At 37.6% G+C, this 14,415-nt stretch carries 15 protein-coding genes; 2 read left to right on the top strand and 13 right to left on the bottom strand.

Annotated features, from left to right (window positions below; genetic code table 11):
• Positions 1-88: 88 nt before the first annotated feature.
• Positions 89-658, bottom strand: coding sequence for a single-stranded DNA-binding protein (gene ssb, locus AN161_RS18970; RefSeq protein WP_053595911.1), 570 nt, complete (start codon positions 656-658; stop codon positions 89-91).
• Positions 659-702: 44 nt separating this feature from the next.
• Positions 703-990, bottom strand: a complete 288-nt coding sequence (gene rpsF / locus AN161_RS18965; RefSeq protein WP_053595910.1) for a 30S ribosomal protein S6 — start codon at positions 988-990, stop codon at positions 703-705.
• Between the two features lie 173 nt (positions 991-1,163).
• Here rpsF and AN161_RS18960 point away from each other — a divergent pair, with 173 nt between their 5' ends.
• Positions 1,164-1,724, top strand: coding sequence for a DUF3267 domain-containing protein (locus AN161_RS18960; protein ID WP_053595909.1), 561 nt, complete (start codon positions 1,164-1,166; stop codon positions 1,722-1,724).
• Between the two features lie 106 nt (positions 1,725-1,830).
• Here AN161_RS18960 and AN161_RS18955 read toward each other — a convergent pair whose 3' ends face one another.
• The 4 genes from AN161_RS18955 to AN161_RS18940 all read right to left on the bottom strand — a co-directional run bounded on the left by AN161_RS18955 (position 1,831) and on the right by AN161_RS18940 (position 5,310).
• A complete protein-coding gene (locus AN161_RS18955) occupies positions 1,831-2,874 on the bottom strand; it encodes an acyl-CoA dehydrogenase (protein WP_053595908.1) in 1,044 nt (347 codons plus the stop codon).
• A gap of 90 nt (positions 2,875-2,964) precedes the next feature.
• The gene (gene ychF / locus AN161_RS18950) at positions 2,965-4,065 is read right to left on the bottom strand and encodes a redox-regulated ATPase YchF (RefSeq protein ID WP_053595907.1); all 1,101 of its coding nucleotides are present in this window, start codon (positions 4,063-4,065) and stop codon (positions 2,965-2,967) included.
• 155 nt (positions 4,066-4,220) lie between these two features.
• Positions 4,221-4,421, bottom strand: coding sequence for a DUF951 domain-containing protein (locus AN161_RS18945; protein ID WP_053595906.1), 201 nt, complete (start codon positions 4,419-4,421; stop codon positions 4,221-4,223).
• 1 nt (position 4,422) lies between these two features.
• Positions 4,423-5,310 carry a mechanosensitive ion channel family protein gene (locus AN161_RS18940; RefSeq protein ID WP_082340225.1) on the bottom strand — a complete coding sequence of 296 codons (888 nt, stop codon included), beginning with the start codon at positions 5,308-5,310 and terminating at the stop codon, positions 4,423-4,425.
• 93 nt (positions 5,311-5,403) lie between these two features.
• Between AN161_RS18940 and yyaC the strand changes: the two genes are divergently transcribed.
• On the top strand, positions 5,404-6,036 hold the full coding sequence (yyaC, locus tag AN161_RS27730) for a spore protease YyaC (protein WP_075807294.1): 633 nt from the start codon (positions 5,404-5,406) through the stop codon (positions 6,034-6,036).
• Here the strand turns inward: yyaC and AN161_RS18935 are convergent.
• The 7 genes from AN161_RS18935 to mnmE form a co-directional block, all read right to left on the bottom strand.
• Complete coding sequence (locus AN161_RS18935) at positions 5,953-6,669, bottom strand: DUF554 domain-containing protein (RefSeq protein WP_053595904.1); 717 nt, start codon at positions 6,667-6,669, stop codon at positions 5,953-5,955. The genes yyaC and AN161_RS18935 overlap by 84 nt on opposite strands.
• 78 nt (positions 6,670-6,747) lie before the next feature.
• Entirely contained in the window at positions 6,748-7,596 is an 849-nt protein-coding gene (locus AN161_RS18930; protein ID WP_053595903.1) for a ParB/RepB/Spo0J family partition protein, read from the bottom strand.
• Positions 7,589-8,350, bottom strand: a complete 762-nt coding sequence (locus AN161_RS18925) for an AAA family ATPase (RefSeq protein ID WP_053595902.1) — start codon at positions 8,348-8,350, stop codon at positions 7,589-7,591. The genes AN161_RS18930 and AN161_RS18925 overlap by 8 nt, the downstream gene beginning before the upstream one ends.
• Positions 8,351-8,715: 365 nt before the next feature.
• Positions 8,716-9,615 carry a nucleoid occlusion protein gene (noc, locus tag AN161_RS18920; RefSeq protein WP_053595901.1) on the bottom strand — a complete coding sequence of 300 codons (900 nt, stop codon included), beginning with the start codon at positions 9,613-9,615 and terminating at the stop codon, positions 8,716-8,718.
• A gap of 179 nt (positions 9,616-9,794) precedes the next feature.
• Entirely contained in the window at positions 9,795-10,511 is a 717-nt protein-coding gene (gene rsmG, locus AN161_RS18915) for a 16S rRNA (guanine(527)-N(7))-methyltransferase RsmG (RefSeq protein WP_053595900.1), read from the bottom strand.
• A 168-nt stretch (positions 10,512-10,679) separates the two neighbouring features.
• A complete protein-coding gene (mnmG, locus tag AN161_RS18910; protein ID WP_053595899.1) occupies positions 10,680-12,575 on the bottom strand; it encodes a tRNA uridine-5-carboxymethylaminomethyl(34) synthesis enzyme MnmG in 1,896 nt (631 codons plus the stop codon).
• 28 nt (positions 12,576-12,603) lie between these two features.
• Positions 12,604-13,989, bottom strand: coding sequence for a tRNA uridine-5-carboxymethylaminomethyl(34) synthesis GTPase MnmE (gene mnmE / locus AN161_RS18905; protein ID WP_053595898.1), 1,386 nt, complete (start codon positions 13,987-13,989; stop codon positions 12,604-12,606).
• Positions 13,990-14,415 lie beyond the last annotated feature (426 nt).

Here is a 14,415-nt window from a genome sequence, read left to right as displayed (position 1 = left end):
GTGAAGTAGCAAACTTTACGGCGTTTGCGGCCTCCGCGACGTGGTGCCATAGTATGTCTCCTCCTTATCATTTTTTATTTTAGAAGTATTAGAACGGTAAATCGTCCTCAGATACTTCTATCGGTCCTTTGCTATTAGCAAATGGATCCTCATCTACACGTGTATAGTTCGGCTGATTCACAGGTGGTTGATTTTGCTGATAAGAATCGCCGCCAAATGAACCCTGCCCTGGCATAGCACCACCAAACTGTTGTTGTGGTTGACCACCGCCATATGACGGTTGGTTATTACCGTAAGTCTGTCCACCGTATTGAGGAGATGCAGGAGCACCGCTACCACTACGAGGTTCTAAAAACTGTACGCTATCTGCCACTACATCTGTTGTGTATACTCGCTTACCATCTTGTCCTTCATAGCTACCTGTTTGAATGCGACCTTCCACTCCAATTAAACTTCCTTTTCGCATGAAGTTCGCTAGGTTTTCAGCCTGTTTGCGCCAAGCAACACAGCTAATGAAATCAGCTTCGCGTTCACCTTGTTGGTTTGAGAATGTTCGATTCACAGCAACTGTAAATCGTGTAGACGCAACCCCATTCGGTGTATAGCGTAGCTCAGGATCTTTTGTTAGTCTTCCAACTAATACGACACGGTTAATCATCAGAAATGCAACCTCCTTTTCAGCATTTTGTTAAAAATAAATGATTATGCTTCTTCGCGAACTGCAATGTGGCGAATGATATCTTCGCTAATGTTAGCAAGACGTGTATATTCGTTAATTGCTTCTGAAGGAGCGTTTACTTTCACGATTTGGTAGAAACCTTCGCGGAAGTCTTGAATTTCATAAGCTAAGCGGCGTTTGCCCCACTCTTTTGATTCGATGACTTCTGCACCGTTAGAAGTTAAGACTTCGTTGAAACGTTCAACTAAAGCTTTCTTCGCTTCGTCTTCAATGTTCGGACGTACGATGTACATTAATTCGTATTTTCTCATCTGTTTACACCTCCTTATGGACTTAGGCTCTCCTGTATACAGGGAGCAAGGAGCAAGTAATAATTATTACTCACATCAATGAATTGTAACATATAGGTACATGTCTTTCAAGTCGCAAACAAACAATTCATTCTATATAATAAATATAATTGATTCATGAAAGGAGGATCTTCATGCTACCAGATAAAGAACCAATCGTAATAGAGTTGGATATAAAAAAGCTCATGATGGACAATATTGTTGTCACAAGTGGTCTTGTCATATTATTTGTAGCTATCCAATATATTTGCTTTAAAGATTTTGATTTTTCATTTTGGACTATGATTAGTGGGTCCATACTTTTTGCCATCCTGTATATTGTTTTCATTGTCTTACATGAAGCCTTTCATTTAATTGGTTTTATGGCCTTTGGAGGCGCGCCCTTTAAATCATTAAAATATGGCCTTAATTTAGAGCTTGGCATAGCGTACGCAACAACTGAACAACCATTACCAAACCATGCAATGAAAAAAGCTTTATTACTTCCATTCTGGACAACTGGCGTCCTTCCGACAATCGCAGGTTTTTACTTTAACAATACTGTTTTAGTATTAGTAGGCGCTTTTCTAATAGCTGGGGCAGTAGGTGATTTTGCCATGTATAAAGAGTTGCGCAAATATCCAAAAAATGCATTAGTACAGGATGATCCTCATTTACCTAAGCTTTATGTATATATGCCTGAGGAAAAGAAATAACTTGGATAAGACACTTTACATATAGAATCTGCTTGGCTCCAAGCAGATTTTATTTGAACACAAATTTATGGCAATCAATTATGCCTCGGCATAATTGCGTCCGGAATCAGAAAGGAGTTAAAAAAACATGCTGTGCAGCTGTATATAAATTTCTCCAAATACGATTAATCGGAGATGTTTCCGTAATTGCATCCATACCGAGTCTACGTATTAAGTTATTGACAATATCTACACAAGCATCTGCATTGTCCTTACTCATTCGTGAAAATTGTTGTAGTTCTTCTGCAGTGAACTCATGACCTTCTTTATGTTTTTGCCAGTATTCATTTAACATAGCATAAAATTGCTCCTCAAGCTGTCTAAAGTGCTTCTGTTGCTGCATCAGTATAAATTGTATTGCACCCATACGTTCAGCACGGCTTGGATCATAGTTTCTTTGCTTCACTAAAATAGACGTCTCTTCTAAGAAATCTTCTGTTATACCAAGACAAACACTTAAAAATGAAGCTTCCGCAAATGCTCCAAACGGAAAACTATGTACTGCACTTCCATACTTATTTTTCATTGTGCCCAATTGGAACGTTGCCTCTCGGGGTACCCAAGCATTCTGCACACGAATCGTATGACTAGCTGTCGCTTTTAAGCCCATTGCTCGCCAATCATCAAGAACCTCTACTTGGTCACGATCTACTGAGCAACTAATTATTTCATCTGTTCTAACACCTTCATGCTCAATAAAGCAATTCATCGTAAAGGTTGTAGCATAATCTGCTCCACTACAATACTTCCACTGGCCTGTTACACGATAGCCTCCATCCATTTTTACTGCTGTGCCTGTAGGATAACCACTGCCTGCTATTACTGCATTTCTTGGTGAATATATTTTTTCACAAATTTCTTGGTTTAATGTTGGAATAAATGCGTTACCACCTGTACCTATTGTGACAAGCCAGCCAAAGTTGCCATCAAGTGCAGACATCTGCTGGAATACCTTAATGCCCTCTAATAAATCTAAATCCTTACCGCCTAATTCCTTTGTTGTGAACAGCTTAAACAATTGGTGCTCATAAATAAGCTCCAATACATCTTTTGGCAATCTACCTAGTTGCTCAATTTCTAAACCGTGCTCTTTTATTTGTAATATGTTCAAACTGTACCTCCCCTTTCGGATTTGAAAATTCAGATAACTGCATCGTTAAAAAAAGGGCAATCTTTTTTTATGATTGCCCTTGCACGTTTTTTATACATTGAAACGGAATAACATAATATCGCCGTCTTGCGCAACATACTCTTTACCTTCAAGACGTACTTTACCAGCTTCCTTAGCAGCAGCTTGAGAACCAGCCTCTACTAAATCATCGAAAGCAACTGTTTCTGCACGAATAAATCCACGCTCGAAGTCTGTGTGAATGATTCCAGCACATTGTGGCGCCTTCATACCTTTACGGAATGTCCATGCACGTACCTCTTGTACCCCAGCAGTGAAGTAAGTTGCTAGTCCTAGTAAATCATATGAAGTACGGATTAATTGATCTAATCCAGATTCTTTAATACCTAGCTCTTCTAAGAACATCGTTTTTTCTTCATCATCGAGCTCAGAAATTTCTTCTTCGATTTTTGCACAAATTGTGATAACTTGAGCTCCTTCAGCAGCTGCATACTCACGTACCTTTTGCACATATTCATTATTATCTGCGTCAGCTACTTCATCTTCTGAAACGTTTGCTACATAAAGCATTGGTTTAATCGTTAAAAGATGAAGTCCTTTAATAACCTTTAGCTCGTCCTCTGAAAGCTCTGCAGCGCGTGCTGGTCTACCGTTTTCTAATTGTTCTTTAATTTTCATCAGAACTGGTTCTTCGATCATCGCTTCTTTGTCTTTTTGCTTTGCCATTTTGCTAACACGTTGTAATCGCTTATCAACAGATTCTAAATCAGCAAGTGCAAGCTCTAAGTTAATGACCTCAATATCGTCAATCGGATCAACTGCACCTGATACGTGCGTAATATTTTCATCTACAAAGCAACGTACTACCTGGCAAATTGCATCTACTTCACGAATATGAGCAAGGAATTTGTTCCCTAAACCTTCGCCTTTTGAAGCGCCTTTTACGATTCCAGCAATATCCGTAAACTCAAATGCTGTTGGTACTGTTTTTTTAGGTATTACTAATTCTGTTAATTTATCTAAACGTGCGTCTGGTACTTCAACAATACCGACGTTCGGATCGATTGTTGCGAATGGATAGTTTGCAGCCAATGCGCCCGCTTTTGTAATTGCGTTAAATAATGTTGATTTTCCTACGTTAGGTAAACCAACGATTCCAGCTGTTAATGCCATGAATGGACACAACCTTTCTATGATCTGTTCAAATTTGCTCTTATTTCTCGTACTAACGGATACTGTGAGGTTACAAAAAGTCCTCACTGATGAATCACTGTATAACCCTATCTATTATATTGATTCACTCATAAAAAGTCTAATACACATCGAGGCTAGTCTTCACTTGTAGAAATTAAAACCTTTTTCATTTTTTTCTCAAATTCGCGACGTGGAATCATGACACTATGCTGACAGCCTTCGCATTTAATGCGTACATCCGCCCCCATCCGAATAATTTTCCACTTATTTGTGCCACATGGGTGCTGCTTTTTCATTTCCACAATATCGTTTAAACCAAATTTCTTCGCTTCCATATTACTCACTTCTCCCCTCTTCATTTCCATTAACACCACCATAGAACATCATTTTCGGATGAGCCATCGGAATATTATTTTCTTCAAAGAGTTTTGTAACATCACGACGAATAGTACGTGCCACTCCATATTGCTGTTGTGGTAATGTCTCTGCGGCTATACGAATCGTTACCTCTGTGCCTTTGACATTCTGTACACCTAAAAAAACTGGTACTGTTACAAGTTCTTTATGAATTTTAGGTAAAGTATCTAAATACTTTTTAATAATAGATTCAGCTCTTTCAAAATTAGCATCGGTCGCCATTTGTAAATCTATATAAATTTTAGAGTTGTTGACAGAGTAATTGACAACATCACCAATCGAACCATTCGGAATAATAAACTGCTCCCCTGTAGAACCATTAATCTTTGTTGTACGTAAACCTATCTCTACAACAGTTCCTTCAGCTGCATTTATTTTTATATAATCGCCAACACCAAATTGATCTTCAAAAATAATAAAAAATCCAGTAATGACATCCTTCACTAAACTCTGCGCACCAAAACCGATTGCTAAACCGACAATCCCTGCTCCAGCTAATAATCCAGCTATCCTAATCTCTAAGATAGCGAGAATAGCAATGATTGCCGAAAAATAAACAGCATAGGAAATGACACTTTGTAATAATCTTGAAATTGTTGTTTGTCGACGTTCTGAATGGTCTAATGGTGAACGCATTCGCATTAAAAACACTTTTTTAATAAATTTTTTACCTAATCGGACAGCTAGCCACGATGCGATCAAAATAACCGTTATCTTAATTGAAGCAGTTATTATCGTTTCCCAAAGCTTCTCTGACATCAGCTTATCCCATAAGTTACTTAATACCTTTTCACTAAACCAATCCATTATTACCACCTCTTGAATAACTTGCTAAAAATTTGCGTATACTGCATAAAAATCGAGCACTTCTTACAAATAAAAAGGAAAGTGAGTTTTTTTATGAATACTATACCAAAATTGTTACTCCCTTATTCTCTTCATCATGAAAGTAAAAATATCGTTTGGCAGTTAAGTACATTATTTTTAGAACATATACCGTTTCATCATGAACGCCTTATTTTCTGTTGTATTGGAAGTGATCGTTGTACAGGTGATACACTTGGGCCATTAACAGGAAGCTTCCTAAAAAAGTCAGTTAGTTTTCCATATGAAATTGTAGGCTCTTTAGACAATCCTTTGCATGCTCTTAATTTAGACACTACTATGCAACAGCTACACAATCATACTATAAAACCTTTCATCATTGCGATTGATGCATGTCTTGGAAGTGAACAAAACGTTGGACATATTTCTGTACAGAATGGACCTATTTTTCCAGGAAAAGCTGTAAAAAAAGAATTACCTCCCATCGGCGATATTTCCATTAAAGGAATAGTCAATGTTGGAGGCTTTATGGAAATGCTTGTTTTACAAAATACAAGACTTCATATTTCCTATGCAATGGCAGAAAAGCTTTCAAGAGCGTTATTGCTTGCTGCACATCGTTATTCACTGAAAAATATAGAAGATAGCAACCACAATACCGACAACGATGAGACTTGGCAACAAGTTGGCAGCCTTGATCTTAGTTAAGCCTGCTATATTTAGACCAATGGCAAAAATCATAACACCGCCTACAGCAGTCATTTCTTGAATAAACATTTGTAGTGCAGCATCTGGTATAAAAGAGCTGATAACACCTGCAGAAAGTGCAATTAATCCTTGATAGACGAATACAGGCACCGCAGATAATAGCACGCCAATACCTAATGTAGATGTTAATATTATCGATATAAATCCATCGATTAACCCTTTCGTAATAAGTACATTATGATCATTACGCAGACCACTATCGAGTGCGCCAATGACGCCCATAGAGCCAACTACAAATATTAAAGAGGCCGATACAAAACCTTCTGCTATGCCAATTTGATTATTATCAGTACGATTTTTACTAAATAAAGATTCTACCCATTTTCCAAGTCTATTCATTTGCTTATCTAAATCTAGCCACTCACCAATTACTGTACCTACTACTAAACTTATCATTAAAATAATAAAATTATCACTTTCAAAGCCCATTTTAATCCCTAAAAGTGCAACTGCTAAACCGATGATCGATAATACAGTGGACTTCATCGATTCAGGAATATTTTTAAAAATGCGCCCTACTAATGCACCAGCCATAATGAGCAAAGCGTTAATTAATGCACCTAGTAATACCACGTCCCAACCTTCCTTCTCTCTAGAAAAATAGAGAGCGCCTTGTAGCCCGGCGCTCTGATTACGTTATCGAAATTTCTCTTACTCTTCCTCTAAATTTAGTATTTCTAAAATGCGTTCTAAATCATCTTCAGAGTAAAATTCAATTTCAATTTTCCCTTTATTGTTAGCTTTCCTAATTTGGACATTTGTTCCAAAATAATCACGTAATTGTGTTTCCTTAGCTGCAACAAATATATCCTTTTTCTTCGGTTGATTTGTTTCACGTGAAACTTCTTCATTTAAGTTTTGTACTAACATTTCAACTTGACGCACATTTAAACCTTGTTTAATAACCTTATTTGCTATTTCAGATATTCTTCTTTTATTTTTTAATCCAAGTAAGGCTCGTCCTTGTCCCATCGATAGTGTGCCATCGTTCATGAACGCACGAACATCTTCTGGTAATGCTAGTAAACGAACATGATTGGCAATATGTGGTCTACTCTTTCCTAATCGTTTGGATAGCTCCTCCTGTGTTAAATGTAAGTTTTCCATTAGGCTTTGATATGCCTCAGCCTCTTCAATAACTGTCAAATCTTCACGTTGTAGATTTTCTAAAATAGCTAGTTCCATCATTTGCGTATCTGATAGCTCTTTTATAATGGCTGGAATAACCTCTAACCCAGTTAATTGAGTTGCTCTATAACGGCGTTCCCCAGCAACGATTTCATATTTCCGTCCTTTTTTACGTACAGCAATTGGCTGTAAAATGCCATGTTCCTGTATAGAGTCTGCTAATTCTTGTAAAGTTTCTTCATCAAAAATTTTACGAGGCTGAAATGGGTTTGCGACGATAAGCTCTAATTGTATTTCTTCCACTTGCCCACTTTGTTCTAAAGACTCTCCAGGAAATAGTGCACCAATGCCTTTTCCTAAACCTTTAGCCATTTTTAATCACTTCCCTCGCCATCTCTAAATAAACTTCTGCACCTCTTGATTTTGCGTCATAAATGATAATTGGCTGTCCATGACTTGGAGCCTCACTTAATCGCACATTACGAGGAATAATTGTTTTGTATACTTTATCTTGGAAATATTTTTTTACTTCATCAATAACTTGTAAGCCTAGGTTCGTTCGTGCATCGAGCATCGTCAATAATACACCATCAATGTATAATTGCTGATTTAAATGCTTCTGCACTAAACGGACGGTTGATAACAACTGACTTAGCCCCTCTAAAGCGTAATATTCGCATTGTACAGGAATAATAAGTGCATCCGATGCAGTTAAAGCATTAATTGTTAAAAGCCCTAACGAAGGCGGGCAATCAATAATAATATAATCATAGTCTTCTTTTACATCTTGAAGTGCATGCTTTAAACGTACTTCTCTTGAAATTGTCGAAACTAATTCAATTTCTGCTCCGGCTAGTGAAATGGTTGCTGGAACAATTGCTAAGTTTTCGACATTTGTTTGTTGAATGACATTTTCAACGTTTTCATCATCAATTAACACATCATAAATACAGCCTTGAAGATCTCCTTTATTAACACCAAGTCCACTTGTTGTATTTCCCTGTGGATCAGTATCGATTAAGAGTACTTTCTTCCCTAAATATGCTAGACAAGCGCTCAAATTGACCGATGTCGTTGTTTTTCCTACGCCACCCTTTTGATTGGCGATTGCTATAATTCTACCCATTTAAAAGCACCTGCTTTCATTTATCAAAGTTCGCTTTGACAAATCCATTTGTAAAATCACTGTTCAATACCGCTATCTTACTTTCATTCTATCAAAAAAACACAACAGAGTTGTATAAAATATTAAGAATATATGCAAAAAAAGGAGGTATCTCAGAAATATTTCTGAGATACCTCCTTTTTACAGAGATATAAAAGTGGTTTATCATCATAACGTAGGTTTGATTTCCGTTCCGACTGGGGGCGTCCAGCCGGAACGGAAATCACCTTATATACATGGCTTACGTTTTACAAATGGCATCCCCAACTATTGGTGATGCCATAAAAGTCAATTCTTTATTTTTCTAATATAACTTCAATCACGACTTACGACTTTTTCTTTTTAGGTATTTTCACTGTGATTTGATAATATTCCTCTGTATCTTCTTCTTCAGTCTTAACTGTTATACCGCTCTTTGTTACCATAGATAACGATTGTTTAATCGTATTTAAAGCAATGCGTACGTCTTTACTAATGGCCTTACGTTTCGGCTTTACTTTCTTCGGTTCCGCTTCTTCTTGAACTTCTGCTTCTGGATGTAATAAAGAATAAATCTGCTCTTCTAACTGACGAACATTCCAATCATTTTCTATCGTTTGCTGTAAAACTGCTAGCTGTAATGGCTGATCTTTAATCGCAATTAATGCACGTGCATGTCGTTCAGAAATTTCACGCTTCAAAATAGCTTGCTGCACTTCTTCAGGCAGCTTTAATAAACGTAATTTATTGGCTACCGTGGATTGTCCTTTTCCAAGTCGTTGGGCTAGAGCTTCTTGTGTCAGCTCATGAAGCTCTAATAATTTTTGATAGGCGACAGCTTCTTCAATTGCAGTTAACTCCTCACGCTGCAGGTTCTCGATTAACGCGATAGAAGCTGTTTCCTTATCAGTTAAATTTCTTATAATGGCAGGAACTTCTGTCCATTGTAGCTTTTTCATTGCTCGATAACGACGCTCACCAGCAATGATTTCATATTGATTTTCTAATGTTCTACGTACAACAATTGGCTGAATCACACCATGCGTATGAATGGTTCTTGATAATTCTTCAATTTTTTCATCATCAAAAATAGTACGTGGCTGAAAACGGTTAGGCACAATTTGATCAATAGGCAGCTTTATAACCTCTTCTGCTGCATGAACCGCCTCTGCTTGTTCTACTTCATTTTTCACAATAGGCTCAGTTTTATTCCCGCCTCCAAAAAAACGTGAAAAAGGACTTTTCATCCAAGTGGCACCACCTTTAAGTAACTATCTTGCTCTGTGTCATTCTATTATTATTTATTATATTTCCTAAAATGTATATAGTTCATAGATGTCATTTGCGTGAACCATCCATAACTAGTATGTATGCTCAAAACAGAAAAAATATTTTCTACTTTGAGAAGTTTCACATGAAACACTAATTATTGAATCGGTGTTTTATTTGGTACACCTGGTTTACGCGGATATTTTTTGGGTGTTCCTTTTATTTTATCAAAGATATATAAAATGCGGTCACTTTCTTCAACAGGTAATTGGAAAGAAAATTCTTCTTTTAAAGTAACCCCTAATGTAGTCAATGCTTTTTTTGCGTCTTTTAATTCTTCTGCACCTGCTGCTGCTTTTAAAGCAACAAAATAGCCACCTTGTTTTGCTAGTGGTACACATAACTCCGATAAGACCGATAAACGGGCTACTGCACGGGCTGTTACAACGTCAAATTGCTCACGATATTTCGCATTTTGAGCAAATTCCTCTGCACGTGCGTGTACAAAATGCATATTCTCTAATTGTAATTCATCACTTAAATGATTTAAAAATGTAATTCTTTTATTTAATGAATCCACAATTGTTACGTGTAAATGCGGGAAACAGATTTTAATTGGAATACTTGGGAAACCAGCTCCTGCTCCAACATCACAAACTGTCGTCACCTTTGAAAAATCAAAATAGAAAGAGGGACTAATCGAATCATAAAAGTGTTTTAAATAAACACCTTCTACATCGGTAATAGCAGTTAAATTCATCTTTTCATTCCACTCAACAAGTAACTCAAAGTATTTTTTAAATTGAGCAATCTGCTTTTCAGAAAGTTCGATACCCTTCTCCTTTAGCGCCTCAATAAATTGTTGTTCGTTCATGTAAAGTCTCCTTTATCTATATGGCTTTACTATCTCTAACATTGACTTGTAAGTCATGTATCCGCTCACATTCCCCAAATCAACTACGTAAAAATAGGATAGCCTTAAAAATAGGAAGCGGGCACAATGGTATGCCCGCCTCTTATTCACTTTACTGCTCTTACTTAATTATTCACCGCTGACACGTGCGATTTTACCCTGCTCAATATAAACGAGTAATATTGAAATATCTGCTGGGTTTACACCAGAGATTCGTGATGCTTGAGCAATAGAAAGTGGTGTAACTTGTTTTAATTTTTGTCGCGCTTCTGTTGCTAGACCTGAAATAGCGTCATAATCAATATTTTCAGGGATTTTTTTATTCTCCATTTTATGAAGCTTTTCAACTTGTTGCAATGCTTTTTCAATATAACCTTCATATTTAAGCTGAATTTCAACTTGTTCCTTCACTTCATCCACAAACTCTATGTCTGCTGGAATTAACGAAGAAATTAAATCATAATGCATTTCTGGACGTTTTAATAAATCTGCTCCACGAATACCATCTTTTAGCTCACTACCACCTACAGAGCGAATAGCAGCTTGTGTTGCTTCATTTGGTTTAATAATAACTTCACGAAGACGTCCAATTTCGTTATCAATCAGCTCTTTTTTCTCATTAAATCTTGTATATCTTTCATCAGAAATCATACCCATATTATAACCTAGCTTTAATAAACGTAAATCTGCGTTATCATGACGAAGTAGTAAACGATATTCTGCACGAGATGTTAGTAAACGATACGGCTCATTTGTTCCTTTTGTTACTAGATCATCAATTAATACGCCAATATAGGCATCTGAACGACTTAAGATCAATTCTTCTTTACCAAGTACATTAGCAGCAGCATTCATCCCAGCCATTAAGCCTTGGGCAGCTGCTTCCTCATAACCTGATGTTCCGTTAATTTGGCCAGCTGTATATAAGCCTTTAATACGTTTTGTTTCTAAAGTTGGCCATAATTGTGTTGGCACGATTGCATCATACTCAATAGCGTAGCCAGCACGCATCATTTCTGCATTTTCTAAACCTGGAATTGATTTTAATAAACGTGTTTGTACATGCTCTGGTAAGCTAGTAGATAAACCTTGTACATATACTTCACGTGTATTGCGACCTTCTGGCTCTAAGAAAATTTGGTGGCGCGGTTTATCGTTAAATCGCACAACTTTGTCTTCAATAGAAGGGCAATAACGAGGACCCGTTCCTTTAATCATCCCTGAGTACATCGGTGAAAGATGTAGGTTAGCCTCGATAATTTCATGTGTTTCTGGGCTTGTATAAGTTAACCAGCAAGGAAGTTGATCCATGATGAATTCAGTTGTTTCAAAGCTGAATGCATGTGGAACATCATCTCCTGGTTGAATCTCTGTTTTATCATAATCAATTGTACGGTTATTCACTCGTGGTGGAGTACCTGTTTTAAAACGCACAAGGTCAAAACCAAGCTCTTTTAAGTTATCAGCTAAACGAATGGACGGTTGTTGGTTATTAGGCCCACTTGAATATTTTACGTCACCAATAATGATTTCACCGCGAAGGAATGTACCTGTTGTGATAACAACTGTTTTAGCGCGGTATATAGCACCAATTTGTGTAATAACACCTTTTACTTCCCCGTCTTCAATTATTAGCTCTTCCACCATTCCTTGCTGAATTGTTAAGTTTTCAGTTTCCTCCAACATGCGTTTCATTTCTTGTTGGTATAGAACTTTGTCCGCTTGTGCACGTAATGCACGTACAGCAGGACCTTTCCCTGTATTTAACATACGCATTTGAATATGCGTTTTATCTATAACTTTCCCCATGACGCCACCTAATGCGTCAAGTTCTCGTACTACGATTCCTTTGGCAGGACCACCAATGGATGGATTGCATGGCATAAATGCAATCATATCTAAATTGATTGTTAACATCAGTGTGTTAGCACCCATTTTGGCAGCGGCGTGTGCAGCTTCAGAACCTGCATGACCTGCGCCAATTACGATAACATCAAACGTGCCTGCCTCATATTTTGTTGGCATAGCTCGTATCTTCCTTTCTTTAGTAAAATTATTTTCCTAAGCAGAACTGTGAAAATAACTGATTGATTAGGCTTTCCTGTACTGTGTCACCGATAATTTCACCAAGTATTTCCCATGTTCTTGTTACATCTATTTGCACCATATCAACAGGCACACCAGCTTGTGCTGCAGCTAATGCATCCTCGACCGTTGCCTGTGCTTGATGAAGTAATGCAATATGTCTTGCATTTGAAACATATGTTAAATCGCCCGCTTCAATTTGCCCTTCAAAGAATAACGCGGCAATCGCTTCCTCTAGCTCTGTGATACCCTCTTCTTGTAAAAGAGAAGTTGTCACAACGCGATGTTTGCCTGCTAGCTCTTTGACGCGTGCTACATCAATTTTTTGCGGAAGATCTGTTTTATTGACAATAACGATGTAATCCATCGCCTCAATTGTTTCGAATAGACGCTCATCCTCAGCAGTCAATTCTTCTGCGTAGTTTAAAACAAATAAAATTAAATCTGCGCCACGTAACGCTTCACGTGAACGTTCAACACCAATTCGTTCAACGATATCCTCTGTCTCTCGAATACCAGCCGTATCGACTAAACGAAGCGGAACACCACGTATATTCACGTACTCTTCTATAATATCACGAGTTGTACCCGCTATATCTGTCACAATAGCCTTATTCTCCTGTACTAAACTATTTAAAAGAGAAGATTTCCCAACGTTTGGGCGGCCTAAAATAACAGTTGATAGACCCTCTCGTAATATTTTCCCCTGAGAAGATGTTTGCAAAAGTTTAATAATTTCATTTCGTACCCATGTACATTTTTCTACTAATATTGGTACCGTCATCTCTTCTACATCATCATACTCCGGATAATCTATATTAACCTCTACTTGCGCTAATGTCTCTAGTAATGCTTGGCGTAAGTCACCAATTAAACGCGATAATTTGCCATCCATTTGTCCCAACGCAACATTCATCGCTCTATCAGTTTTTGCTCTTATTAAATCCATGACTGCTTCAGCCTGTGATAAATCGATACGTCCATTTAAGAATGCGCGTTTTGTAAATTCACCTGGCTCTGCGAGTCTTGCTCCATTTGTTAATGCTAGCTTTAATACACGGTTCACCGAAACTAGTCCCCCGTGACAGTTAATTTCTATTACATCCTCACGAGTGAATGTTTTAGGTCCGCGCATTAATGACAGCATTACTTCCTCTACAACCTCATTTGTCTTTGGATCGACCAAATGTCCATAATGAATTGTATGTGAAGCCTTCGTTGTTAAACTTTTACCACCAGGCGATCTGAATATTTTATCTGCAATCGCGACTGCTTCGTCCCCACTTAAACGAACAATAGCAATAGCTCCTTCACCCATAGGTGTGGATATCGCAGCAATTGTATCGAACTCCATTTAATGACCTCCTTAACGTTATCCACATGTGGATAAACAAAACCGACCAATACTTACTAACACCTTAGACTAACATATTTTCTGCAAAATCTAAAGTAAGGATCATTTCCAATTGTGGATAATCAGAAAGCTTTACATTATAGCACGTATTTCGACAAGAATTGCGAATGCTAGAACATTAAATCTTTAACCTAAACGAAAACTATCCCCTCTGTTGTCCACAATTAAAAATTAAAAATCTTATAGTTAGTTGATTTAACAGATAAAAAATCAAAATGGTCGATGGAATCTTTGTAAATGTTGTGGCGCTTTAAATGAGGGTGATTTCCGTTCCAGGCTACTCGCTTTCCTGTAGGCGAGCGGCGAGCCGCTTCCTCTGCTTTCGCTCCGTGCAGGGTCTCGCCTGTCTCAACGATAGCATAGAAT

Origin of the sequence: Lysinibacillus sp. FJAT-14222 (assembly GCF_001278875.1) — a bacterium.
Classification (GTDB): domain Bacteria; phylum Bacillota; class Bacilli; order Bacillales_A; family Planococcaceae; genus Lysinibacillus; species Lysinibacillus agricola.
This window is presented reverse-complemented; position numbering and strand designations above follow the sequence as displayed.

Bases quoted from the DNA above. Each gene is read 5' to 3' on its own strand.
- AN161_RS18960 (WP_053595909.1), top strand. From the start codon at position 1,164: ATGCTACCAGATAAAGAACCAATCGTAATAGAGTTGGATATAAAAAAG.
- AN161_RS18940 (WP_082340225.1), bottom strand. From the start codon at position 5,310: ATGGATTGGTTTAGTGAAAAGGTATTAAGTAACTTATGGGATAAGCTG.
- mnmG (WP_053595899.1), bottom strand. From the start codon at position 12,575: ATGCCAACAAAATATGAGGCAGGCACGTTTGATGTTATCGTAATTGGC.
- rsmG (WP_053595900.1), bottom strand. From the start codon at position 10,511: ATGAACGAACAACAATTTATTGAGGCGCTAAAGGAGAAGGGTATCGAA.
- AN161_RS18945 (WP_053595906.1), bottom strand. From the start codon at position 4,421: ATGGAAGCGAAGAAATTTGGTTTAAACGATATTGTGGAAATGAAAAAG.
- mnmE (WP_053595898.1), bottom strand. From the start codon at position 13,989: ATGGAGTTCGATACAATTGCTGCGATATCCACACCTATGGGTGAAGGA.
- ssb (WP_053595911.1), bottom strand. From the start codon at position 658: ATGATTAACCGTGTCGTATTAGTTGGAAGACTAACAAAAGATCCTGAG.
- AN161_RS18925 (WP_053595902.1), bottom strand. From the start codon at position 8,350: ATGGGTAGAATTATAGCAATCGCCAATCAAAAGGGTGGCGTAGGAAAA.
- rpsF (WP_053595910.1), bottom strand. From the start codon at position 990: ATGAGAAAATACGAATTAATGTACATCGTACGTCCGAACATTGAAGAC.
- yyaC (WP_075807294.1), top strand. From the start codon at position 5,404: ATGAATACTATACCAAAATTGTTACTCCCTTATTCTCTTCATCATGAA.
- ychF (WP_053595907.1), bottom strand. From the start codon at position 4,065: ATGGCATTAACAGCTGGAATCGTTGGTTTACCTAACGTAGGAAAATCA.
- AN161_RS18930 (WP_053595903.1), bottom strand. From the start codon at position 7,596: ATGGCTAAAGGTTTAGGAAAAGGCATTGGTGCACTATTTCCTGGAGAG.
- noc (WP_053595901.1), bottom strand. From the start codon at position 9,615: ATGAAAAGTCCTTTTTCACGTTTTTTTGGAGGCGGGAATAAAACTGAG.